This is a genomic window from Pseudomonas sp. FW305-96, assembly GCF_058783825.1.
Map to the genome: position 1 here is coordinate 16286 of NZ_JBYSYW010000032.1, position 24803 is coordinate 41088.

Consider the following 24803-nt stretch of genomic DNA (forward strand, 5'->3'; position numbering starts at 1 on the left):
GGTTTGCCTCGCGACGCCGCAGTTTCTGTGAGCGGCCTGCCGTCAATCAGGATTGCGCGGGCACGCCACCCTCTGCCACGGCCTGCTGGCCGGCCTCGGCCGCCAGTTTCAACCGGTCGGCCTTGGAGATGTAGGGGTTCCTGTTTTTCGGCGCCAACTTGGCGCTGGCCTTCTTGGCGTGGGCTTTCAACAGCTGGTTGATCTTTTTACGACGGTTCATGTTCTTCCACTTCGTTGACGCTGGGTGCTGCCGCAGGGGCGAACGATACAGCAAACCGCCCCTGACGAATCGTCATATTCGCGCTACACCATCACCTGACGGGTTTAACCGAGCGACAGGCACGGAGCCTGTCGCACCCGACAAGGAGGTCATCATGCAATGGACGCCACAATCTGCAACCTGCCTGAAAGCGCTGCTCTTTGGCTGCCTGGCAGCCGCCGCCTGGCCCGCCTTCGCCGAGCAAGTCTGCGTGTTGCCCGACAATGTCGAGCCTGCGCCGGCCCGCCCGGTGGACTACGTCAACAAGGACCTGCCCACCGATTACCTGGCCCTGGTGCTGTCCTGGTCGCCGGAGCATTGTGAAGCCCAGCGCAACAAGCCCAAGGCGCAACGCGAAAAGCATGCCTTCCAGTGCTTCTCGGGCAATCGTTTCGAATGGGTGGTGCACGGCCTGTGGCCGCAGAATGGTTATGCCAAGTCCAACCAGGACCATCCGCGCAACTGCCAGACTGTCGGCTCGCTGCCGGCACCCTTGGTCAGGCAGCACCTGTGCATGATGCCCGGGCCGGACCTGATGCAGAACGAATGGCAGGCCCACGGTACCTGCGGCTGGTCATCGCCGGAGCGCTACTTTGCCGATATCCAGCGGGTCTACGACTCGCTGCAGCGGCCCTCCCTGCAGGAAATGCTCGGCAGCGAAGCAGGTCCCAACCAATTGGTGGACGCCAGGGTGAGCGACATCAAGCAGGCGTTCCTGGCCCATAACCCGGCGCTGCCTGCGCAGAGCCTGCGGGTATCGGTGGGTTCGGGCAACCGCCTGAAAGAGCTCTGGGTCTGCCTGGACAAACAGCTCGGCCCAATGCCGTGCCCGGCCGGCGGGACCCCCGACAACCAGCAGATCAAGGTCCGCACACCTTACCAGTAACCTTCCTGCAAGGAGCGCCTCCCATGCGAGCATCCGCCACGGGCGACTACCTGCGCGTACGCGCCATCGCCGGCACCCATGTCGTGGTGCTGGCCTGGGACTTCGTCACGCCACCGAACCTTGCGACGCTGGTCGCCGAGCAGAACCTGCTGGGCTTTGCCGTGCAGCGCAAGCAGTTCGACGCGGCCGGCCAGGTGCGTACCCGCTATTACCTGCGTGGCTTGAAACGCTTCGCAGACAAGGACAAGGGGCTGCCCCCGGGCACGCGGGTGCCGACCAGCGAGCACCCCATCCAGAGTTTCCTGTGGGCGGACTACACCGCCACTGCCGAAGGCGACTACGAGTACGCGGTGCAACCGGTGTTCGGCGAGCCGAAGAACCTGCGTGTGGATGAGGCCCTGGGTGTTGCCGTGCGTGTGCGCTGCGAAAGCACGACGGCGCCAGGCACGGGCGTGCGCCACGACGTGCACTTCAACCGTGGCGTGATCGGCTCCCAGGCCTATGCCCGGGAGTTCGACAACGTCGCTCCCGACCCTGACGCGCCGCAATCCAAGCCGATGAGGTGGCTTTCGCGAGGCTTGTACGAAGCCCTGCTTGCCTTCATCGAACGCGGTGCCAGGCCGGGCATGGGTTTGCGCGCGGCGTTCTATGAATTTCACTACCTGCCGGTCGCCCAGGCGCTAAGCGATGCCGCGCAAGAAGGCGACGTGCAGGTGGTCTATGATGCGGCCAGCAAATACAAGGCCGAGAACCAGGCCACCATCGCCCAGGCCGGCCTGGCCGCCCACGCTCATCCGCGTACGGTCAGCGAAGGTATCCGCCACAACAAGTTCATCGTGCTGCTCGAGCATGGCCAGCCGGTCAGTGTCTGGACCGGCTCGACCAATATCTCGGCCGGTGGGATCTTCGGCCATTCGAACGTGGGGCACGTCGTCCACGACCCCGAAATCGCCCGGCGATACCTTGATTACTGGACACGCCTGCAACGCAACCTGACGCCAGGCAAGTTGCGCACGCCCAATGCCCAGGCCAGCCCGCTGCCGGCATTGCCGTTGCAGCCGGGTACCTATCCCGTGTTCAGCCCGCGCGAAGATAACGAGGAGCCCCAGGCGCGCAAGACCTTGCAGTGGTACGCCAACCTGGCCAGCGCGGCCAGTCAATTGGTGTGCTTCACCGCTGCCTTTGAGATCGCCGCCGAATTCCAGGCGGTGTTCCAGGCACAGAACGATGTGCTGCGCTACGTGATCAAGGACGATCCGCTGAAGGCGACGGAGAACATCGGTACCGACGGTGACGTGATCTTCGCTGCCGGTAGCTACCTGAGCGAGGACAACACGCTGAGCAACGCGCTGAAGGAACGCGACAACCCGCTCAACAGCAACGATTACATCCACACCAAGTACATGCTGGTCGATCCCTTGGGCGAGCAGCCCACGGTGGTGACGGGCTCGGCGAACTTCAGCAGCGCCTCCCAGGTGAAGAACGACGAGAACATGCTGGTGATCCACGGCGACACCCGGGTGGCGGACATCTACTTCGGCGAATTCATGCGCCTGTTCGACCATCACTACGCCCGCTACCTGGCGGCCAGGTACCAGGACCGGCCCGGCAGCCAGGGCAATTATCTGAAGGAGACGGCCGGGCAATGGCTGCCCGCGCACCTGGACCCGTCGAACTACCGCTCGAAACGCCGACAGTACTTCATTGGCTGACAGGCTCGTATACAGGCCAGACATCGCGCTGGCGTGTAGGTGTTTTCCTTCAAGGTGGGTAGGATAATTTAAGTGGTACTGGATGCATGTCCAGTATTCATTGGCGATTCCCCTGGCTGAGGCCGCCAGGACGAAAAATAGGTGCGTGGACAATAAATCCAGCTCCGTTAGTTTGAAGGCCTCTCCTTCGGAAAGGGAGAGTTCTCAAACCACATGGAGTTACAACGATGAACCAACCAGAAAACCAGAACCCGCTTCGCCACGGTCGTGTCACCACCCCAGCCTCGCGTGGCGCCGTCGCCATCGACCTCGGCGTGCTGAGCGGCTGGCAGGTCGATGAAATGGAAGGCGGCAAGAACTTCCCGGCCCTGGCCGCCGGTCCGTTCCCCGCGCCGTTCCAGTCGGACAACCCGAGCGTCGCACCGCCCGCCGATGGCTACATCCTCAGCGGTGGCAAGACCGACGCCCGTGACTGCGTCAACTTCACCGACGAGGAGATGGGCAAGAAGCTCAACCGCGCCTTCACCTGGCCGCTGATCAATGTCGACGCCGGGCAAGTGTTCAAGGTGACCTGGCGCTACACCGCGCCGCATACCACCCGCGGCTATCGCTGGCTGATCACCAAGGACGGCTGGGACCCGAAACAACGCATCACCCGTGCGCAATTGGAAGACAAGCCGTTCGCCGAGGACTTCTACCCGCAGGTGCCGTACTACAGCCACGCCGGCGAGCTGAAGGCCAAGGTCGATCACGAAGTGAAGCTGCCGGCCAACAAGAAGGGTCGTCACGTGATCGTGCTGATGTGGATCGTGGCCAACACCGGCAACGCCTTCTACCAGGCATTCGACGTCGACTTCCAGTAAGTCCGCGGGATCTACACACGTTCTGAAGGATTGGAACATGGCAATGATTGACTTTACCCAACTCAAGGCAGCGCAGGATGACGCTGCATCGCGGATGCCCAGCCTGGCGGGCAAGAAGATCCTCATGGGCTACTGGCACAACTGGCCGGCCGGCCCGGCGGATGGTTACCAGCGCGGGCAGTTCGCCAACATGAGCCTGGAGGAGGTGCCACGCGACTACAACGTGGTGGCGGTGGCCTTCATGAAAGGTAGCGGCATACCGACCTTCAAGCCGTACAACCTGTCCGATGCCGAGTTCCGGCGCCAGGTGGGCGTGCTCAACAGCCAGGGCAGGGCGGTGCTGATGTCCCTGGGCGGCGCCGATGCGCATATCGCCCTGAACCCGGGCCATGAACAACCGCTGGCCAATGAAATCATTCGCCTGGTGGAAACCTACGGTTTCGACGGGCTGGACATCGACCTTGAACAGAGCGCGATCGATTTCGCCGCCAACAAGACGGTCCTGCCTGCCGCGCTGAAACTGGTGAAGGATCACTACGCCGCCGAGGGCAAGCATTTCATCATCAGCATGGCACCGGAGTTCCCCTACCTGACCAGCGCGGGGCGCTACGTCGACTACCTCAAGGCACTGGAGGGGTACTACGATTTCATCGCCCCGCAGTTCTACAACCAGGGGGGCGACGGGCTCTGGGTGCAGGAGGCCAACAATGGCAACGGCGCCTGGATCGCGCAGAACAACGATGCCATGAAGGAGGACTTCCTGTTCTACCTGACCGAGAGCCTGGTCAGTGGCACCCGCGGCTTCACCCGGATCCCGGCCGACAAGTTCGTCATCGGCCTGCCGGCCAACGTCGATGCCGCCGCCACCGGCTATGTGATCAACCCGACGGCGGTGACCAACGCGTTCAAGCGCCTTTACGCCAAGGGTGTGTCGATCAAGGGCCTGATGACCTGGTCGGTCAACTGGGACAGCGGGGTCAACAAGAACCACGTGCCCTACAACCAGGAGTTCAGCCGGCGCTACGGGCCGCTGATCAACAGTGGCAACAAGGCCACAGCGTCCACCGACGCCTGATCGAGCCAGCATCCGGCAGACGTGCCTGATGCCCGACAGTCGAGGCCTGTCGGCTTGATCACCGCATGAAGATCCGATGCCGCAAGGCATCGGATTTTTTGTGCCTGGTCGCTAGTGTGGTGTTTCACAAATAACGACCATAACTCGCGGCGCTTTTTGCGCTCATGCAGCGTTGTCGCTCCTCGCCGTAGCTGGGCTACGACTCGTCGCGACGCCTTGCCTGAGCGCAAAAATCGCTCGCGATTTAGTGGTCGTATTTGCAAAACACCACACTAGGGCGCCGGTACGAAAATGGCGAGTCACCGCTATGCACAGGGGCTACCATGTCACCCATGGCCAATATCAACGACACCACCGAAAACGACGCCTGCGACCTGGCACTGAAAGCGCACGATGCGCGCTTGGACGGCTGTTTTTTCCTGGGCTGGCGTCCGCCCTATGACTCTGCGGCAATGCTCGGCTTTCTGCGCCTGCGGGCGATACCCGGCCTGGAGTGTGTGGAGGAGGGGACATACACCCGTACGCTGCGCCTCATGCAGGACGGTCAGGAACATTGCGGCTGGTTGAGCGTGGCCTTTGACGAGGCGCGCGCCCAGGCGCGGGTCACGATCAGCGATTCCCTGGCGGGCGTCCTGCCCACGGTGATCAACCGCGTGCGCGCCGCGTTCGACCTGGATGCCGACCCGCTCGCCATCGACGCCGTGCTGCACAGTGCGTTCCCCTCGGGTGCGGGCCTGCGCGTTCCGGGAACGGTGGATGGTTTCGAGCTGGCCGTGCGTGCCGTGCTGGGCCAGCAGATCACCGTGGCCGCTGCGCGCACATTGGGCGCACGCCTGGTCGCGGCCTTCGGACAACCCATCACAACACCGCTGGCTGGCACGGACCGTCTGTTCCCCACGCCCGCCGCGTTGATTGCGGCCAGCGGTGATCAACTGGGCCGGCTGGGCATCACGCGCCAACGCCAGGCGGCGCTCAAGGCGCTGGCCGAAGCGGTGCTGGAGGGCGGCCTGATCCTGAGCCCAGGGGTGGACGTCGCGGCCACCTGTGCCCGCTTGCGCGCACTGCCGGGGATCGGCGACTGGACCGCGCAATACATCGCCTTGCGTGCGTTGCGCTGGCCCGATGCCTTCCCGGCGGGCGATGTGGCGCTGCAAAAAGCCCTGGGGGTGAGCAGCGCACAGGCGGCAACGCAAGCCGCGCAGGGCTGGCGACCTTGGCGCGGTTATGCAGTGCTGCGCGCCTGGCAAAGCCTGCACTGACAGGCCAGTCACTAACTTGCAGATGCATGGGTGGACGCACACTCGGGCTTTTCTCTTGAGTATCGGGGGGATTCGAAGCGCTGGGCGCCGAACATAGGTGACGTGCCTGTCATGGCAGGTCAAGTTGCCCGACCTGAAAAGCGCATGATATAAATGAGATTCACTATCAATTGGTTGCCATCATGGCGTCGACCGACAACGATCTCCTGCGAGCCCTGGCCTTGCACTACGACGATTTGGTCGAGCACATTCGCCGACGTTTTTCCAACCAGCATTTTGCCCGCGACGTGGTCCATGATGTCTGCGTGCAGATCCTGGAAAAGCCGCCGCTCAACGCCATCAGCGTGCCCATGGCCTTTTTGCGGCGTGCCACGCTCAACCGCGCAATCGACCGGCGCCGTTCGGAAAGCACCCGCACGCTGTACGCGCAGAGCCAGATCGCCGTGGTCGAGCAGCACTGCGACCCGCTGGATGGTGCGATGGCGCTCGAATTCGAACAGCGCCTGCGTGCCTTGCTGGCGGTGATCGACGCATTGCCGGCGCGCCAGCGCCAGGTGTTCCTGCTCCACCGTATCCACGGCATGCCACAAAAGGACATCGCGCAGGAGCTGGAGATTTCCGTGAACATGGTTGCCCAGCATTTCATGCGGGCCATGCGCACCCTCGCACAACGCTGGCAGCCGGAGGCCTGATCGATGCAACGCCGTAGCGCGCCCGGCGCGCGCGATGCCCTCGAGCCTTACGCTGAATCCTTGCGTGCGCTGGTGCCCAGCCGTGAGGCGCTTTTGCAGGAAGCCAAGGCGCAGAGCGCACGCAACGCCAATCGTCGGCGCAAGGCCGCCGGCACGGCCCTGCTGCTGGCCCTGGCCGGTTGGACCTGGCTGGCCGACCCGGCGCTGGGCTACCGCCAGGTCGAGGTGGCCAGCAGCGGTCGCGAAACGTTGCACCTGGATGATGGCAGCGTGGTCGAACTGGACGCCGGAAGCGTGCTGCGCATCGAATATCGCCTGCGCAGTCGGCAGTTCGAGCTGCTCGATGGTGAAGGCTTGTTCAGCGTGGCTCATCAAGCCAAGCCCTTCATCGTGCGTAGCCAGGGCGTGGCTGTGCGCGATATCGGCACGGTGTTCGATGTACGCAGCGACCTGGACGGCGTGCGGGTGGCTGTCCTGGAGGGCGAGGTGGAAGTGGACAACGGTATGGCGCGTCAACGGCTGACGGCCAACCAGCAACTGCTTGCCAACCCTCAGCGCCTGGGGCCGGTGCACGCCAGCAAGCCCGGCGAACGAGATGCCTGGCGGCATGACCTGTTCCATTTCGACGGCACCCCGCTCGAGTCGGTCCTGGCGCAACTGCGCCGCCACCGTGACGCGCCGATTCGGCTGCAGGGCGCGACCGCCAGGCAACACCGGCTCAGCGGAGAGTTCCCCACCGGCAATGTCGAACAGTTGCTCGACAGCCTGCCCCAACTGGCGCCGGTAACAGTCAGCCGCGACAAGAGCGGTGCTGTGCAGGTGGATCTGCAGCGCTGAAAAAAATTCTCAGCGCTGCATCAATGTGCGGGTCAGCACAAACGCCAATCCCTATGAAACGCATTCTCACTTGCTCCGATGGGGATTCCATGACGCTCTTTATCCACCCGCTGCGTCAGGCCATGGGCCTGGCGACATTCGGATTTCTGCTTGCCGGGCCTTTGCAGGCCGAACAGACGCACTACCGCATCGACCTGCCGGCCCAACCGCTGGATCAGTCGATCAACGCCCTTGCCCGCCAGACCGGTAGCCGCATTCTGTTCAACACTGACGCCGCGCACGCGGTACAAGCGCCGGCATTGCACCAGCAACTGAGCGTCGAACAGGCGCTGCGCCATTTGCTCGCCGGCAGCCACCTGAGCCTCACCCAGGCAGCCGATGGCCAGTATCTGATCGCGCTGCCCAGCGAACCCAGCAACGGTGCGCTGGAACTGGACGCGTCCAGCGTCATCGGCCGCCAGCCGGTCACCACCACCGAGGGCAGCCATTCCTACACCTCCGGCGCGGTCACCCTGGGCAAGGGCGTACAGACCCTCAAGGACATCCCGCAGTCGGTCACGGTGATGACCCGCCAGCAGATGGACGACCAGAACACCCAGACCATCAGCGACCTGGTCAACCGCACGCCCGGCCTCACCGCCAGCCGTTCGCCGGGGTCGGGGCTGTTCATCTATTCGCGCGGTTTCAGCATCGACACGCTGCAGTACGATGGCGTGCCGATCCCGCGCAATACCTACTCGCTCGGCAGCTACCTCACCGAAGACCTGAGCTTCTATGACCGTGTCGAAGTGCTGCGTGGCCCGGCCGCGCTGCTGCAAGGCGGTGACAGCCCGGGCGGGGCGATGAACCTGGTACGCAAGCGCGGGCAGGACAAGGCGGTGGTCAGCCTGACCGGCAAGGCCGGTTCCTGGGACCGCTATGGCCTGCAACTGGACGCTGGCGGCCCGCTGAATGCCGAGGGCACCCTGCGTGCCCGCACGGTGGTCAGCCAGAACGACAACGGCTCGTTCATCGACTACGTGCGTGGCTGGAACCAGATCGTCTACGCTGCCGTGGACTATGACTTCACCCCGGACTTCACGATGGGCCTTGGCGTTGCCAACCAGAAGGGCCACGCCCGCCCGGCCATGCTCGGCCTACCGCGCTATGCCGACGGCGGCAACCCCGACTGGTCGCGCTCGACCTATGTCGGCGCGGACTGGAACCGTGCCAACAACGACCAGACCAGCGTGTTCCTCGACGCCAGCTACCGGCTCAACGACGACTGGCGGCTGAAGGCTGCCGGCGTGTACATGAGCGAACACAACGGCGCGACCTACCAGGCGTTGTGGGATGCCCTCCCGGCCAACGGCTCCACCAGCAACACCTACATCGACTGGAGCACCGATTTCACCACCCACAGCAAGGGCCTGGACCTGTACCTGGACGGCCAGTTCACCGGTTTCGGTTTCGAGCAGACCTTCCTGCTCGGCGCCAACTACTCACGCATCAATACCGACGACCGCTGGGCCAGGGCTCCCACATTAGGCGCAGACTCCAGTAACGTCGACCATCACCGCCCGATGCCAGACATCTACGGCCTGGCAAGCCGGGGCCGTGGCGAGTTGACCGAGTACCAGATCACCCAGAAAGGCTTGTATTCGCGCTGGTCGATCAACCTGACCGAGCCGCTGAAGCTGATCGTCGGTGCCCGCACCAGCTGGTACGACTACAGCTACGCCTCCCAGTCCTTCGCCCGCACCGGCTACAGCGAGTCGACAACCAGCAGCAACGGCAAGGTTTCGCCCTATGCGGGCCTGGTGTATGCGCTGAACAAACAGTGGTCGGTCTACACCAGCTACACCGACGTCTTCCAGCCGCAGAGTGCACGCACCAGCAGTGGTTCGGTGGTCGAGCCGATCATTGGCAGCAACTACGAACTGGGGCTCAAGGGCGAGTTGTTCGACGGGGCGCTGAACACCTCGGTCGCGCTGTTCCGCTACGACCAGGAGCACCACGCGGTGCTCGACCGCAGCGGGCCGATGGACTGCAATGGCTGGTACTGCTCGAAAGCCTCAGGCAAGGTGCGCAGCCAGGGCCTGGAGGCGCAGGTCAGCGGTGAAGTCCTCAGTGGCCTGCAAGTGATGGCCGGCTACGTCTACAACACCACGCGCTACCTGGAAGACGCCACCTACAAGGACAAGGTCTACAGCACCTGGACGCCCAAGCATCAGTTCAAGCTGTGGGCCGACTACACCTTGCCCGGTAACTGGAGCCGTACCTCGGTGGGGCTGGGCACCACGGCGGTCACCGGCACCACCTCCTACGACCACGTATTCGACTTGCCCGGTTATGCCATCTGGGATGCTCGGGTCGCGTACAAGGTCAGCGACGAGGTGACCGTGGCGGCGAACCTCAACAACCTGCTGGACAAGAAGTACTACCAGCCGGCCTACAACACCATCGACTACAACAACTACTACGGCGACCCGCGCAACGTCATGTTCAGTGTGAAGTACACGCCGGAACTCTAGTTTGGCTGTAGTGCGCGAGGGCCTGCTGTGATTGTCACAGGGCTCATGGCGCGAGCGAATGTCGGTCGTGGACAACACAAAGGCTTGGATCAATGTCTGCTCTGGGTCTATAGCAGCGAGTCGCGACCGGCTGTTTTCGACCCTTTGCGCCCGTTCGTGGATGACCTGAACCGGCCAATACCAGCCAGTCGCATGCTTACATGACCGGCTAAAGTAGAACCTCGCTAGAAGGCGCAGCGGATGCTGACGGACAGCAATAAGCATCCGGCTGGGCAAGGTACAGAAGGGCACTCAAGCCGTCGCCTAGCCCGTCACCTCAGTAGAGATGGCGCAGGTCATGCTTGACCACCGCATCGACCACCAGGCTGGTGGCCTTGCCTAACAGGCCCGTACCGTTCATGTGCTCGGACAGCATCTTGGAAAAGGCTGGAATCTGCCTTTCGTCCAGGTGTGTTGCGCGATCCCACAAGCCCGCGGCCAGCAGTTCTGGGCAGTGCTGGAAGCGATAGCGCTCGACGTTCACGACGGTAGCGACCCGAGGTGGCTTGCCGTTGATTGCCAGTGGGGCGAGCAAGTTCGAGTCGCTGTTCAACCAGGCGCGTCCGGCCACGGATAAAACCGTGTCGGCGCCGGGCTGAAGGAAGGACAGGCGCAAGGCGCCATCGACGAGGATATTGCTCAGGCTGCAGGCAACCTTGTTCCCGGGGCGTTCCGGTACCAGCAGAGTGTGGCGATCCAGTACCTGGACGAAACCAGCCGGGTCACCTCGTGGCGACATCTCGGTGGCGTCGGTCTGGCGCTGCGTGAGCATCAGCAGGTACGGCGAGGCGGCGATAAAGGCCTGCGCTGGCTCGGACAAGGCCTGCCCTGTGTCAGCTAAAAAGGGCGTGGTGTAGTCTCTGGCCCGCCAGAAATCGGCGCGTACCTTGGCTCGCGAACAGTGCAGGAACAGCGCCTCGGCGCGGAACTCCAACAGCTTTCCGGCCCGCAGAGAGCCCCGGCCGTTGGCGCGCAGGCTGAACCCCACGCCGGGCAGGATGAAATACAGACTGCAGGCCATTTCCTCTATCGGCTGCTGTGAGGTCGCTTTGTCTGCCGGCCAGGGCAGCAGGATGTCCTGGCCCTCGGCCCGTAACACTGGATGGTGGCGCAAATCGAGGTACCCGATATCTAACCGCGGGTCGGCGAAGCCGACGGCGCAAACCGTCGCTTGGCGGATCATCAGCAGGCAGTGCTCATCCAACCTGCGCTGCAGGCGTTTGTGCATCATCGCCGGTGGTGGCGGAATCAGTGCGCGCAAGGCGCTTAACGATTCGATTCTGTGCTCGGGCATAGCAGGTCTTCCTGTGCCATGGTCGTGTCGTCGATGCTAGGCAGTCCGATGACGGCTGGCCATGGCTCTGCGGTTCAACATGCATGGCTTTTGGTTGCAACCTGCACTTGCACGGCCGACGGCTGGCCGCCGCTCTGCACCGTGCGCTAGAGTCGTGACCCAAGCAACTACCAAGAGCAAGCCCGATGGTCAGAAGTACCACCGTATCGGCCGTCGCAGTGCTGGATCTGCACGACCAGTTGCTGAATCTAGGCGTGGTCACTGCAACCCAGTTGCGGGAGGCCGGGGTGGAGGCTGCCAAACTTCTCGACCAGGGGGCTGCGGCATCGCCGATCCAGGAGCAGCGTGTCGACGAGACCCAGTTACTGGCGCTGTGGCAGTTCGCCGCGAACAACACGCATTTGCCGCATATCGGCCTGCTGGTCGGGCAGACCTTCAACCCCGCCACGCATGGCGTGCTGGCTAGTTGGTTGTGCCAATGCAGCCGGGTGAGCGAGGCGCTGGAAGTGTTCCAGCGGCATATCGCGCTGATGAACCCTTCGGAGAGCTGGCAGTACAGTGAAACGGCAGATGCTCTGGTGCTGGAGATCACCTTCGCCCCCGGCAAAACCTACCCGCAGGCCGCCATCGAGCGCAGCATGAGTGCAGTGCTGCGCTGGAGCCGGGAGATGACCGGCGTAGAGCTGCGGCCTTTGGCCTGCGAGTTCGCTTTCCCATCCCCGGCCTACCATGCGCACTATGTCGAGCTGTTCGGCAGCGAGCTGCGCTTCGACAGCGAGAGAAACAGCCTCCACCTACCGCGCGACTTCCTGCAGCATCCCATTCTCGGCGCCAGCGACTACCTGCGACAGATGCTGGAGGCTCGTGCAAGGGCGACACTCGCGCAGCTGCGAGACGCAGATACGCTTGCCGGCACGGTGCGTCGCTTGATTCTCGCAAGCCTGCCCGAAGCCATGAGCATCGAGCCAACCTGCCAGGCGTTGCACGTCAGTCGCACCACGCTCTACCGACGCTTGAAGGAAGAGGGCACCAGTTTCAGCGCGCTGGTGGCGGAGGTACGTCGCGAGTTGTCCGCGGAGCTGATTCGCCAGGGGCTGCCCGTGGCGACGGTCAGCGAGCGGCTGGGGTTCAGGGATACCAGCACTTTCCACCGTGCCTTCAAGCGCTGGTTCGACCGCCCTCCGGGAGCCTTTCGAGACTAGCAAAGTCCTCGTTGCCTAGCTTTGCGCTTGCCCAAATATCCAGCTATGCCCAAACCCCACCAGGGCCTATGGCGGACTTCAATCCCTGCGACCCCTTTCACATGCCAGCATTCCCAATTCCTCCCTCACTGAGTACACTTGAGACAAGTTCTTATTTGCACCTGGTAATCTTTTTAGGGAGGCGTGATGTCCACCGTTGTTCCCGATGGCACTGCGCACACCGGCCTGGAAACACTGTACCGTGAGCACAGCGGCTGGCTGCACGGTTGGTTGCGCCAGCGTCTGAGCAACTCTGCCGATGCCGCGGACCTGGCCCAGGACACCTTCATCCGGGTGCTGTTGGCGCGCACCGCCGGCACCCTCAAGGAGCCGCGGCACTACCTGGCGACCATCGCGCGCGGGCTGACCATCGACCTCTACCGCCGCCGCAGCCTGGAAAGCGCCTATCTCGAAGCCTTGGCGCAGCAGCCGGAGCGTTATGCGCCCTCGGCCGAAACCCACGCCGCGATCCTCGATACCCTGATGGCCATCGACCGTATGCTCGATGGGCTTGGCCCGCGCACGCGGGCTGTGTTTCTCGCCGTGCAACTCGATGGCCTGAGCTACGAGAAGACCAGCGAACGCCTGAGTGTTTCGGTGAGCACCGTGCGCAAGCACCTGGCCCGCGCGCTGATGCATTGCCTGCTGGTCGAGGACGCATGAAGGCCATTCTCAGCGCCGCGGTGGACTGGTATGTGCGCCTGCATGACAGCAGTGTCGATGACGCCACCCGCGCCGCATGGCAAGCCTGGTGCATGGCCGACCCTCGCCACGCCGCAGCCTGGGCGCGCCTGGAGCAACTGCAAGGCCGCCTGGGCAGCGCCCCCCGCGGCGCCGCGCAGACCCTGGAGAACGCCCGGCGCGCCCGGCGCCATGCGGTGAAGGCACTGGCGCTGTTGCTCGGCGTCGGGGCCGTTGGTTGGCAGGGGTACCGGGCTTCGCCCTGGAGTGCCGACTATGCGACTCGGATCGGCGAGCGCCGCCGACTGACCCTGGCCGATGGCACACGCCTGGACCTCAACACCGACAGCCGTGTCGATGTTCGCTACGACGCGGGCCAACGCCTGATCCAGCTGCAGCGCGGCGAGATCCTGGTGGAAACCGCCAAGGATGCGCGGCCACTCAGCGTGCGCACCGTGGCAGGCGACATCCTGGCCCTGGGTACCCGCTTCAGCGTGCGTCAGGACAACGACGTGAGCCATGTGGCGGTGGCCGCCCATGCCGTGGAGGTGCGGCCCAGCCGGGCGTCGCAGGTGGTGCGTATCGACAGCGGGTACAGCCTGAGTTTTGCCGCCGACCACATCGGCCCCCTGCAACCCTTGGCCCCCGGTGGCCAGGCCTGGGCCGAGGGCATGCTGGTCAGCGTCGACTGGCGCCTGGACGAGGTGGTCCATGAGCTGGCGCGCTACCGCCCCGGTTATCTCGGCTGCGCCGGGGAGGTCGCTGGCTTGCGCCTGTCTGGCGCATTCAACCTGGACGACACCGACGTCGCCCTGGCCAGCCTGGAAGACGCGTTGCCGGTTCGCGCACGGCGCATGACGCGCTACTGGGTGCGCCTGGAGCCGATCGGCAAGGGGTAGGGGCCCACAATCGTGGAGGCCCGAGCCGGGAAGAGTGATTGAAATCTCATTCGCTCTCAAACATTCGAGAATTTTTCGCATTTGGGGTAGCAGATTTCCTTCGCTGCTTCGGCTCTTGAGGGCGCGCGCATCAAGCGTGCCCAAGCCAACCCGAAACAGGAACCCTTTTTCATGTCCGCACGCCGTACCTCGCTAGCCTGCAGTATTCGTCAGGCGACCCTCGCACTGAGCCTTTGCGGCGCCGCGCTGGCGACCTCGACCGCCTGGGCCGCCGCGCAGCGCTACGATATCCCGGCCGGCAGCCTGGCTTCCGCGATCAGCCAGTTCGCCGCCGCCAGCGGCGTGACCATCAGCTTCAGCAATGACGAAACCAGCGGGCTGCATTCCTCGGGGCTGCACGGCAGCTTCGAGCTGGAGCAAGGTTTCTCTGCGTTGCTGCAGGGATCGGGGCTGCGCGTGCAGCAGGTGGGCGACAAGCGCTACGTGCTGAGCAAGGTGTACAACGACGGCGCCGTCGAGCTTGGCGCTACCAGCGTCGACGCCCTGGGCCTGGGCAGCACCACCGAAGGCACCGGCAGCTACACCACAGGTTCTGCCAGCACCGCGACCGGCCTGCGCCTGTCGGCACGCGAGACGCCGCAGTCGGTCAGTGTGGTGACCCGTCAGCAGATCGAGGACCAGAACCTGACAGACGTCACCCAGGTCCTTGAGCAGACGCCGGGCGTGGTCGTCGACAGCATGGGGCCGGCCGGTAGCGACGCCAACCATATCTATGTGCGCGGCTTCCAGGTCGGCAGCATCCAGGTCGATGGCGTCAACCGCCCCGATACCTTCGGCTTTCGCGACGACCTGGCCGACATGGTGTCGTACGACCGGGTCGAGGTGGTGCGCGGAGCGACCGGCCTGATGTCGGGGACTGGCGATCCCGGTGCCACCATCAACCTGGTGCGCAAGAAGCCGACCCTCGAGACGCAGCGCAAGTTGACCCTCAAGGCCGGCTCCTGGGACAGCTACCGCACCGAACTGGACCTGTCCGGCAAGCTGTCGGAGAGCGGCCATGTGCGTGGACGCTTCGTTGCCTCGACCACCGACAGCCAGAGCCATATCGACCGGCAGTCGCTGGAGCGCCAGGTCGCCTACGGCGTGGTGGAGTGGGACGTCACCGACAACACGATGCTGACCGTGGGCGCCGAGTACCAGGAGATGGACAACGACGACGCGGGCAACCACGGCTTCCCGATGTACAACTCCGATGGCAGCCATTTCAATCCGTCGCGTTCGTTCAACTCGGCTTCGGACTGGAGCTATCACAAGCGCCGCGCGAAAACGCTGTTCACCACGCTGGAACACCAGCTGGACAACGGCTGGCAGTTGAAACTGAATGCCGAGCACAGTCGCCGCAGCTATGACGACACCTTCGCCACTGCCGCCGCCGGTAGCGTCAAGCCCGATGGCAGCGGTATCAGTACCTGGACCGGGCGTTGGGCGGGCGAGCCCCGGCAGACATCGTTCGACCTGTCCGCCAGCGGCCCGTTCGAGCTGCTTTCCCGCGAGCATCAAGCGTACCTCGGCGCCAGCCACTACCGGGCCTACTACCGCAACAACGGTTATCCGTTGTGGACGATCCAGTCCATTGACAACATCCATACCTGGGACGGTTCGCTGGCGATCCCGGATGCCATCCACACCAAGTCTTCGGAAGATGCGCTGGATGAAACCCAGGATGGCCTGGTGGCCTCGGTACGCTGGAGCTTGGCCGATGATCTGTCGTTGATTACCGGCGCGCGGGTGATCGACTGGAAGCGCGACGAAAGCGCCACCACCCTGGCGACCGGCAAGACCAAGCGCACTTCGCGCAGCGAAACCGGGGTTGTCACGCCTTACGTGGGGCTGGTCTACGACTTCGCCGAGAACTGGTCGGCCTACGCCAGCTATACCGCGATCTTCAAGCCGCAGAGCAGACAGGATGCCAGTGGCGGCTACATCGAGCCGCTGGAGGGTGTGAACTACGAGTTGGGTATCAAGAGCGAGTTCTGGGACAAGCGCCTGACCACCGCCTTCAGTGTCTTCGAGGTGCAGCAGGACAACCTGGCCGTGGCTGACGGCGACAAGCTGGCACCGAACGGCGACCAGGCCTACCGTGCCGAGTCCGGCACCAAGACCCGTGGTTTCGAGATGGAAATGGCGGGGCAGATCCTGCCTGATTGGCAGGTTTCCGCCAGCTACACCTATGCCCAGGCCGAAGATTCCGATGGCAAGCGCCTGCTCACTGAGGTACCGCGCGATACCTTCAAGCTGTTCACCAGTTACCAACTGCAGTCCTTGCCACAGTTGAAGATTGGCGGCGGCGTGCGCTGGCAGGGGATGGAGTACAAGAAGAACGCCGGCCCGAACAAGGAGACGTTCACCCAGGGCGCCTACAGTGTGGTCGACCTGATGGCGCAGTACGCGTTCACGCCGCAGACCAGCGTCGCCTTGAACCTCAACAACGTGCTGGATGAGAAGTACTACTCCGCGATCGGTGGGCGCGGATGGTACGGCACCCCGCGCAGTGCCACGGCAACGTTGGTCTACGCATTCTGATCCACGTCGGGCAGGTCGGGTGGCGCCGATGGCTGGGGCCACCCGACATACCGCGATGGACAGGCTCTGCGGCTGCCTGGCGCTACCAGCTTTGGGAATGAGGCTGCGGCCCAGGCAGTGTCGGAAACAATGGCAACACCTCCTCGGCCAGCTCCTGGATGATCTCCTGCGCCGGACGCCTGGCCATCTGCAATCCCAGCGCGGCGTGGTTCACCCCGGCCTCGCGCCATTCCTCCAGCAGTTCGACCAGCCCATGGCGCCCTGTGCGCAGCACATAACCGCCCTGCAGGGGCGTTCGGGGAAAGTGCGGGTCGTCGTCCAGGTCGATCCATTCATTGGTCATGTGCGGGCGAAAACCACCACCCGGTATCGCTTCGCGCCAGGCGCGGACTTTTGCCGCCAGGCGCAGCGGCCCGTGCCTGTCGTGGGTGGCGTGCGGGTAGGTGAGCCAGCCATCGGCATGCTCGCCGAGCCACTGCAGGCTTTGCCGCGACGAGCCGGTCATCACCAGCGGGATGCGCCCGCAGACAGGCGCGGGCAGCAGGCGGGCGCCGTGCAGTTGCCCCAGCGGTGAGTCGATCGGCCCAGGCTGCTGGGCCAACAGCCGACGGAAGTAGTCCACGCCCTGGGCAAAGCGTTCGCCACGGCTGTCGTGGTCCAGGCCGTAGGCCGGGAACTCCACGGGCCGGTCCCCCGAAGCGATGCCCAGCACCAGGCGCCCGCCCGACAGGTTGTCGAGGGTCGCCGCGGCCTTGGCCAGGTCGATGGGGTGGCGCAGGGGGAAGACGGTGCTGCCGGTCACCAGGGCGATGCGTTCGGTATGGGCGGCCAGATAGGCGAGGTAGGCAAATGGATCGAAGACCTGCCCGGCATCGCCAAAGTGCGGGTCGAACAACGGCACGTCACGCACCCAGACCGCCGCGAAACCCAACTGGTCGATCTTGCCGACCAGGCGCGCCTGGCCGGACAGCACGCGCATATCGCCGTCATAGAAGCGCAGTGGCATGAAGATGCCCAGCGTCAGTGTGTCGGGGGCGAACATGCGCCGGTAGCCGGGATGCTCGCGGAAGGCATCGGCGTCGGCGCCACAGGTGTTCGGGGTGGTATTCATGACTGCTCCTTGGGTCAGCGTGTTCACGGGCCGGTGGCCGGGGCGGGGAGGCGGATACCGCGTTGCACAGCCGGGCGCCGTTCGACCTGCCGGTACCAGCGCGTCAGGTGGCGGTGGGCGCTGAAATCAAAGCTCACAAGGGCTGCTATATGCAGCCAGGCGAAGGTGGCGATGTCGGCAATCGAATAAGCGTCCCCAGCCAGCCACGAGCGGCTGGCCAGGTGCTGGTCGAGCGTTTCGAAGGTGCTTTCGGTCAGTCTGCGGTAGCGCTGCAGCGCCGCCGGGTTGGGCGTGGCCTCGAAGCACTCGAAGTGCACGCGCTGGCCGAGCAGGGGCCCCATGCTGGTGCTGTGGTACATCAGCCAGGTGATCGCGGCCCAGCGGGGCTGCGCTGCCTGATCGAGCAACTGGTCGCTGAGCTGAGCCAGGTAAAGCAGGATAGCGGCGGACTCGAACAGCACGATATCGGCATCACGGTCGACCAGCACGGGAATGCGGCCTGCCGGGTTGAGCGCGAGAAAGTCTGGTTGCATGTGCTCGCCGTGCTCGATTCGGACATGTTCCAGGTGATAGGGCAGGCCCATCTCTTCCAGTGCGATGGTGATTTTGAAACCGTTGGGGGAGCTGTCGGTGTAAAGAACGAGGGAGGGGTCTTGCATGCTGGATAACCTCAGGAAAACTAACGTAAGTTGTTTGGCCTGAGCGCTATCCTATGCATGCTGTATGCGCATTTAAAACGATAGCTTCTGTTACCAGAATTAGATTTTCTAAATCAAGGGGTCCCTATGGGCGCTGTCCTGCCATTGCTCGCCTTGCGCGCTTTTACCGAAACCACTCGCCTGGGCAGCCTGAAGGCTGCGGCCGAGCGCATGGGGGTGACGCCTGGGGCGATCAGCCAGCAGATCCGCCAGCTGGAGGACCGCCTTGGCGTCAGCTTGCTGACCCGCAGCCGCCATGGTGTGCAGCTCACCGAGGCGGGAGCGGCGCTGTACCCGGGCCTCTCGCGTGGCTTCGGCGAGATCGAGAGCGCGCTGCTGGACCTGGACGCGTTGGTCGGCGCCAGCACCTTGACCATCAGTACCCAGCCCTCGTTCGCCTCCAGCTGGCTGGTGCCGCGCCTGGCCGCTTTCAATGCGCTGCATCCGCATATCGAGGTGCGCGTGGAGGCCACCGCGCAACTGGTCGACCTGCAGCGTGGGCGTGTTGATATCGCATTGCGCCATGGCTTGGGCGACTATCCGGGGCTTGAATCGATCCCTTTCCTGGCACCGGTGCTGCTGCCGGTCTGCAGCCCGGCCCTGCTCGCCGGCGGGCCGCAGCTGCGCGAGCCGCAGGACTGCCTGCACTACCCGCTGCTGCAGGAGGCCGAGCGCGCCGACTGGGCGCTGTGGTTGCAGGCCCACGGCGTGGTGCCGGACAGCCGCAGCCGGCGCGGGCCGAGCTTCGACGAGGACTTGCTGCTGTTGCGTGCGGCCGTCGGTGGCCAGGGCATCGCGCTGGTGCAGGCGCAGCATGCCGAGGAAGACCTGCGCGAGGGTCGACTGGTGGTGGCCGTGGACCGGCCCTGGCCGTCGCGTTTCGCCTACTACGTGGTCGCCCGCAGGGAGAAGCTCGAACGACCGCCGGTGCGGGCGTTCATCGACTGGCTGGGTGGGCAGCTTGCTGGCGACTAGAGGGCAGGGGGCGGTACTTTCCGAGCCGCGACTTTCACGACGTTTCCCTGCTTTACGCTACTCCACTGCCTCCGCCAGCCCCTGGTCCTCACCCAGGAAACCACCGCTCTGATGCCGCCACAGCCGTGCATAGGTGCCGTTCCTGTCGAGCAGTTCGGCATGGCTGCCTTGTTCGATGATGCGCCCCTCGTCCATGACGATGAGCCGGTCCATGGCGGCGATCGTGGACAAACGGTGGGCGATGGCGATGACGGTCTTGCCCTGCATCATGTCGTCGAGGCTTTCCTGGATCGCGACTTCAACCTCCGAGTCCAGGGCGCTGGTGGCTTCGTCGAGCAACAGGATCGGCGCGTTCTTGAGCATCACCCGGGCAATGGCAATGCGCTGGCGCTGACCACCGGACAGCTTGATGCCACGCTCGCCCACCAGGGTGTCGTAACCGCTGTGGCCTTGCCGGTCGCTCAGCTGGCTGATGAAACCATCGGCCTGGGCGTTGGCCGCGGCGCTGCGGATCTGCGCCTCGGTCGCTTCGGGGCGGCCATAGGCGATGTTGTCGCGGATGGAGCGGTGCAGCAACGACGTGTCCTGGGTGACCATGCCGATGGCGCTGCGCAGGCTGTCCTGGGTGACCTGGGCGATGTTCTGCCCATCGATGCGGATCTCGCCGTCGTTGACGTCGTAGAAGCGCAGCAGCAGGTTGATCAGCGTGGATTTGCCGGCGCCGGAGCGGCCCACCAGGCCGACTTTTTCGCCGGGGCGAATGTGCAGGGTCAGGTCATCGAGCACCTGGCGTTCGCCGTTGTAGTTGAAGCTCACCTTGTCGAAGGTCACCGCGCCACCGCGGGTCACCAGCGTGCCGGCGTCGGGCGCATCCTGCACCTTGGGGCCGCGGGTCAGGGTGGCCATGCCGTCCTGCACGGTGCCGATGTTTTCGAACAGGGAGGTCATCTGCCACATGATCCAGTGCGACATGCCGTTGATCCGCAGGGCCATGGCCGTGACCGCCGCCACGGCGCCCGCGCCGACCTGGCCCTGGTGCCAGAGCCACAGGGCATAGCCGCCGGCCCCCAGGATCAAGCCGACCACCAGCGCCTGGTTGACGATCTCGAACTGGCTGACCAGGCGCATCTGGCGAAAGCCGGTGAGCTTGAAGTCTTCCATCGCCGCCCGCGCAAAGTGCGCTTCGCGTTTGGAATGGGAGAACAGTTTCACCGTGGTGATGTTGGTGTAGGCATCGGAGATGCGCCCGGTCATCGATGACCGCGCGTGGGCCTGCTCCTGGCCGACCTTGCCCAGGCGCGGCACGAAGTACAGCATGGCCAGCCCGAACAGGGCACCCCAGGCAAGGAACGGCAGCATCAGTTGCACGGCGAAGCCGCCGGCCAGGGCGATGATGGCGATGAAGTACACGCCGATGCCGGGCAGGACTTCGATCAGGGTGAACAACACCTCGCGCACGGCCAGCGCGGTCTGCATCACCTTGGTGGTGACCCGGCCGGAAAACTCGTCGGAGAAGAACGACAGGCTCTGGCGCAGCATCAGCCGATGGAAATCCCAGCGCAGGCGCAGCGGCAGGTTGATCGCCAGCACCTGGTGCTGCATCAGGGTGCGCAGGGTCACCAGCACGATACTGGTCAGCAGGACGATACCGATGCTCCAGAGCACGCGGCTTTCCTGTTCGCTTGCGCCACCCGCCTGCCAGGCGGGAAGCAGGTCGACCACCTGGCCAAGGAAGGAAAACAGCCAGGCTTCATAGATCGACACGCCGGCACTGAACAGCGCGAGGGCCAGGAGGTACCCGCGCGCGCCCCGCGTGCAGGCCCACAAAAAGCGCAGCAGGCCTAGCGGTGGCGGTGGTATTTCATCAGGCGGGAAGGGGTCGAGCCATCGTTCAAAAACACGCAGCATGCTGGTCTCCGGAAGGGCGCGGCGTTGATCGGCAACGCCGTAGCGATCGTGCAACCATACCGCACATCGAGGTGTTCGCCTTGCCGCTCGTGTCCTCCCGAGGGCAGCCGCTGCCCAGTGTTATCTACCGCGATTGGTCAGCAAGGCTGCGCCGCCATCCGATTGGAGACGTTGCGCCCGAGCACCAGTACCGCGACAAAACCGCAGCCCACCAGGGCCGTGGCCAGGCTCAACAGCACCGCGGTACCGAGCTGATCGACAATGCGCCCGCCGAAGAACGAGCCCAAGGCGATGATCACCTGGAACATGGCGACGAACAGCGGCATGCCGCGTTCGACATCCTTGGGCGCCACCACGAACATCCAGATACTGGCGCAGGCCGGGAAGGCACCAAAGGCGAAGCCCCACAGCGCGATCAGCATCGCGGCGCCGGTCATGCCGGTGGCGAAGTAGGGGAACAGGGCGGTGCTGATGCCGATCATCAGGGCGACCAGCAACAGGGTGTGACGCACACTGCGGTTGGCGGCGAAACCGGCGAAGATGTTGCCGATCACCCCGGCCACGCCGTACAGCAACAGCAGCGAACCGATGGTCGGCCCATCGAAACCGGCGCTTTGCTTGAAGAACGGTGCGACATAGGTATAGGCGGCAAAATGCGCCAGGCCGATCAGCAATACCGCGATCAACCCGACCCGCGCCTGCGGATTGACGAACAGCGCCGGCAGGTCACTGATGCGAATGGCTTTGTCGGGGGTGAGCCGCGGCAGCAGGAAGACCTGCGCCAGCAGTACTGGCACGCCCACCAGCGCGGTGGCCAGGAAGGTCATGCGCCAGCCCATCAGGCCGCTCAGCCAGGTGCCGACCGGCACGCCCAGCACGGTGGCCAAGGTCACGCCGACCATGATGATCGAGGTGGCCTGGGCCACGCCCACGCCCTTGGGGGCCAGCCGGCCACTGAGGGCAATGGCGGTCGCCCAGAAACCGCCGATGCTGATGCCCAGCAGCACGCGGCCGAACAGCAGCAGGCTGAAGTCGCTGGCGTAGGCCACGACGGCGTTGGCGAGGATCATGATCAGCGTCAGGCCGATCAGCAGGTAGCGACGGTCCAGGGCGCCGATGCCCACCGACAGCAAGGGCGCGGCGAGGGCGGCCATGATGCCGGGCAGGGTGACCATCAGGCCGGCCTGGCCGGCGCTGATGCCCAGGTCGCTGGCGACATCGTTGAGTACGCCCACCGGGAGAAACTCACTGGTGACCAGCGCGAAGGCGCCCACGGCGACCGAGAGAATCGCCAGCCACTGTTGGCTGACGCTTTGTTGACTGTGTTCGGGACGGCCGTGAGACGGCGGAGTGACACTGGGCATGGTGTTGGATTCCATGGGGGATGCCGCCTGGGGCGGACCGGGGAGCGGAAAAAATGGTTGGCGATTATAAGAGACGGTTTTGCCGAGCCGACAGGCGGGGCGCTCGATAGTAAACATCAGCCTGATCGATGGTTGTACCGCGAATACGACCACTCCTGGCACGCCTGAACGCCCGTGGACGCTTGCAAAATACATATGGGGATCCGTATATTTGGATTTCCATATGTATTGGTGCAGCCATGATAACCCCGCCCGATGTGTTCAAGAGCCTGTCTGACGAAACCCGTGCTCGCGCCAGCCTGCTGATTGCCAGTCTCGGTGAGCTATGTGTCTGTGAGCTGATGTGCGCGCTGAACGACAGCCAGCCGAAGATCAGTCGCCACCTGGCGCAGCTGCGCAGCAGTGGCCTGCTGCTGGACCGCCGCCAAGGGCAATGGGTGTACTACCGCCTCAACCCGGACCTGCCCGCCTGGGTACACGAGATCTTGCAGGCGACACTGCAGGCCAACAGGCAATGGTTGGCAGAAAACACCCTGCGTCTGCAGAACATGGACGGTCGCCCCGTTCGTGACGCTGCCTGCTGCTGATCATCACTGTACGAGGTCATCATGCTGGTAGCGATTGCAGTCTTCGTTTTCACCCTCATCCTGGTCATCTGGCAGCCGAAGGGGCTTGGCGTTGGCTGGAGCGCAGCGCTCGGTGCCCTCATCGCCCTGGCGGCAGGCGCCGTTTCGCTGCATGACATCCCGACTGTGTGGGCCATCGTCTGGAACGCCACCGTCACCTTCATCGCCGTCATCATCATCAGCCTGCTGCTGGATGAGGCCGGTTTCTTCGAGTGGGCCGCGCTGCACGTGGCGCGCTGGGCAAACGGCAGCGGCTATCGCCTGTTCGCCTTTTGTGTGCTACTCGGCGCCTCTATGTCGGCGCTGTTCGCCAACGATGGTGCGGCGCTGATCCTCACACCTATCGTCATGTCGATGCTGCTCGCGCTACGTTTCTCGCCCGCCGCGACACTGGCCTTCGTCATGGCGGCCGGTTTCATCGCCGACACGGCGAGCCTGCCGTTGGTGGTCTCCAACCTGGTGAACATCGTCTCGGCCGACTACTTCAAGCTGGGCTTCAGCGAATACGCTTCGGTGATGGTGCCAGTGAATCTCGCCAGTGTGTCGGCAACCCTGCTGGTGCTGTTCCTGTTCTTCCGCCGTGATATCCCGAGACAGTACGCGCTCGCGGCCCTGAAGATGCCAAACGAGGCAATTCATGACCGCGCAACCTTCAAGGTTGGTGGCTGGGTGCTGCTGGTGTTGCTGATCGGCCTGTTCGCTCTGGAACCACTGGGTATCCCGATCAGTGCGGTAGCAGCAACTTGTGCAGCGATCCTGTTTACCGTCGCCGCCCGTGGCCACCGCATCTCGACCCGGCGTGTGCTGCGCGAAGCACCCTGGCAGGTGGTGATCTTCTCTCTCGGTATGTACCTGGTGGTATACGGGCTGAAGAACGCCGGCCTCACCGACATGCTCACCCACCTGCTCGACCGCCTTGCGCAGCAAGGGCTGTGGAGTGCCGCCATCGGCACCGGGCTGATCGCTGCATTGCTGTCCTCGGTCATGAACAACATGCCCAGCGTGCTGATCGGCGCTTTGTCGATCCAGGCCAGCGAGGCGCAAGGGCTGGTACGCGAGGCGATGATCTACGCCAACGTCATCGGCTGCGACCTCGGCCCGAAAATCACCCCCATCGGCAGCCTCGCCACGCTGCTCTGGCTCCACGTACTGGAGCGCAAAGGCATGCGCATCACCTGGGGTTACTACTTCAAAGTCGGCATCCTGCTGACGCTGCCAGTTCTACTGATCACCCTTTCGGCTCTGGCATTGCGCCTCAGCCTCTGAAACCCGCCACGAAGCGCAGGAG

The 24803-nt window shown here is 64.1% G+C and carries 20 protein-coding genes and 1 pseudogene; 15 read left to right on the forward strand and 6 right to left on the reverse strand.

Going from position 1 to position 24803, the window contains the following annotated elements:
- Positions 1-46 precede the first annotated feature (46 nt).
- Complete coding sequence (locus tag AC3WL2_RS20615; protein WP_102684025.1) at positions 47-220, reverse strand: DUF2986 domain-containing protein; 174 nt, start codon at positions 218-220, stop codon at positions 47-49.
- A 154-nt stretch (positions 221-374) separates the two neighbouring features.
- Here AC3WL2_RS20615 and AC3WL2_RS20620 point away from each other — a divergent pair, with 154 nt between their 5' ends.
- From AC3WL2_RS20620 to AC3WL2_RS20655, 8 genes and pseudogenes are all read left to right on the forward strand, one after another.
- Positions 375-1145 carry a ribonuclease T2 family protein gene (locus tag AC3WL2_RS20620; RefSeq protein ID WP_102684024.1) on the forward strand — a complete coding sequence of 257 codons (771 nt, stop codon included), beginning with the start codon at positions 375-377 and terminating at the stop codon, positions 1143-1145.
- A gap of 23 nt (positions 1146-1168) precedes the next feature.
- Positions 1169-2857, forward strand: coding sequence for a phospholipase D-like domain-containing protein (locus tag AC3WL2_RS20625; RefSeq protein ID WP_102684023.1), 1689 nt, complete (start codon positions 1169-1171; stop codon positions 2855-2857).
- A gap of 227 nt (positions 2858-3084) precedes the next feature.
- Positions 3085-3720, forward strand: a complete 636-nt coding sequence (locus AC3WL2_RS20630; protein ID WP_046855967.1) for a lytic polysaccharide monooxygenase auxiliary activity family 9 protein — start codon at positions 3085-3087, stop codon at positions 3718-3720.
- 37 nt (positions 3721-3757) lie between these two features.
- Positions 3758-4765: pseudogene (locus tag AC3WL2_RS20635) on the forward strand (chitinase); the annotation flags it as partial.
- Between the two features lie 362 nt (positions 4766-5127).
- A complete protein-coding gene (locus tag AC3WL2_RS20640; protein ID WP_256582645.1) occupies positions 5128-6054 on the forward strand; it encodes a DNA-3-methyladenine glycosylase family protein in 927 nt (308 codons plus the stop codon).
- Between the two features lie 182 nt (positions 6055-6236).
- Positions 6237-6746, forward strand: a complete 510-nt coding sequence (locus AC3WL2_RS20645; RefSeq protein WP_046855966.1) for an RNA polymerase sigma factor — start codon at positions 6237-6239, stop codon at positions 6744-6746.
- A gap of 3 nt (positions 6747-6749) precedes the next feature.
- On the forward strand, positions 6750-7583 hold the full coding sequence (locus AC3WL2_RS20650; RefSeq protein ID WP_102684021.1) for a FecR family protein: 834 nt from the start codon (positions 6750-6752) through the stop codon (positions 7581-7583).
- A gap of 89 nt (positions 7584-7672) precedes the next feature.
- Complete coding sequence (locus AC3WL2_RS20655) at positions 7673-10096, forward strand: TonB-dependent siderophore receptor (RefSeq protein WP_102684020.1); 2424 nt, start codon at positions 7673-7675, stop codon at positions 10094-10096.
- 316 nt (positions 10097-10412) lie between these two features.
- On the opposite strand, the gene AC3WL2_RS20660 is transcribed toward AC3WL2_RS20655, so the two are convergent.
- Complete coding sequence (locus AC3WL2_RS20660) at positions 10413-11429, reverse strand: PNPOx family protein (protein WP_102684019.1); 1017 nt, start codon at positions 11427-11429, stop codon at positions 10413-10415.
- Between the two features lie 185 nt (positions 11430-11614).
- Here AC3WL2_RS20660 and AC3WL2_RS20665 point away from each other — a divergent pair, with 185 nt between their 5' ends.
- From AC3WL2_RS20665 to AC3WL2_RS20680, 4 genes are all read left to right on the forward strand, one after another.
- Complete coding sequence (locus AC3WL2_RS20665; RefSeq protein ID WP_102684018.1) at positions 11615-12631, forward strand: AraC family transcriptional regulator; 1017 nt, start codon at positions 11615-11617, stop codon at positions 12629-12631.
- A gap of 186 nt (positions 12632-12817) precedes the next feature.
- Positions 12818-13333, forward strand: coding sequence for a sigma-70 family RNA polymerase sigma factor (locus AC3WL2_RS20670; RefSeq protein WP_102684017.1), 516 nt, complete (start codon positions 12818-12820; stop codon positions 13331-13333).
- Positions 13330-14250 carry a FecR domain-containing protein gene (locus tag AC3WL2_RS20675; RefSeq protein WP_102684016.1) on the forward strand — a complete coding sequence of 307 codons (921 nt, stop codon included), beginning with the start codon at positions 13330-13332 and terminating at the stop codon, positions 14248-14250. The genes AC3WL2_RS20670 and AC3WL2_RS20675 overlap by 4 nt, the downstream gene beginning before the upstream one ends.
- Positions 14251-14421: 171 nt before the next feature.
- Positions 14422-16833 (forward strand): TonB-dependent siderophore receptor, encoded by a 2412-nt coding sequence (locus AC3WL2_RS20680; protein ID WP_102684015.1) that lies wholly within the window; start codon positions 14422-14424, stop codon positions 16831-16833.
- A gap of 82 nt (positions 16834-16915) precedes the next feature.
- On the opposite strand, the gene AC3WL2_RS20685 is transcribed toward AC3WL2_RS20680, so the two are convergent.
- Positions 16916-17944 (reverse strand): LLM class oxidoreductase, encoded by a 1029-nt coding sequence (locus tag AC3WL2_RS20685; RefSeq protein ID WP_102684014.1) that lies wholly within the window; start codon positions 17942-17944, stop codon positions 16916-16918.
- Positions 17945-17967: 23 nt separating this feature from the next.
- Positions 17968-18603 (reverse strand): glutathione S-transferase family protein, encoded by a 636-nt coding sequence (locus AC3WL2_RS20690; protein WP_102684013.1) that lies wholly within the window; start codon positions 18601-18603, stop codon positions 17968-17970.
- 126 nt (positions 18604-18729) lie between these two features.
- Here AC3WL2_RS20690 and AC3WL2_RS20695 point away from each other — a divergent pair, with 126 nt between their 5' ends.
- Complete coding sequence (locus AC3WL2_RS20695) at positions 18730-19617, forward strand: LysR substrate-binding domain-containing protein (protein WP_102684012.1); 888 nt, start codon at positions 18730-18732, stop codon at positions 19615-19617.
- A 57-nt stretch (positions 19618-19674) separates the two neighbouring features.
- Here AC3WL2_RS20695 and AC3WL2_RS20700 read toward each other — a convergent pair whose 3' ends face one another.
- Positions 19675-21525: an ABC transporter ATP-binding protein gene (locus AC3WL2_RS20700; RefSeq protein WP_102684011.1), complete on the reverse strand. Its 1851-nt coding sequence runs from the start codon at positions 21523-21525 to the stop codon at positions 19675-19677.
- Positions 21526-21662: 137 nt separating this feature from the next.
- Positions 21663-22889 (reverse strand): MFS transporter, encoded by a 1227-nt coding sequence (locus AC3WL2_RS20705; protein WP_102684034.1) that lies wholly within the window; start codon positions 22887-22889, stop codon positions 21663-21665.
- A 239-nt stretch (positions 22890-23128) separates the two neighbouring features.
- Here AC3WL2_RS20705 and AC3WL2_RS20710 point away from each other — a divergent pair, with 239 nt between their 5' ends.
- Positions 23129-23476, forward strand: coding sequence for a metalloregulator ArsR/SmtB family transcription factor (locus tag AC3WL2_RS20710; RefSeq protein ID WP_102684010.1), 348 nt, complete (start codon positions 23129-23131; stop codon positions 23474-23476).
- Between the two features lie 21 nt (positions 23477-23497).
- Complete coding sequence (locus AC3WL2_RS20715) at positions 23498-24781, forward strand: arsenic transporter (protein WP_102684009.1); 1284 nt, start codon at positions 23498-23500, stop codon at positions 24779-24781.
- The last annotated feature ends 22 nt before the right edge of the window (positions 24782-24803 follow it).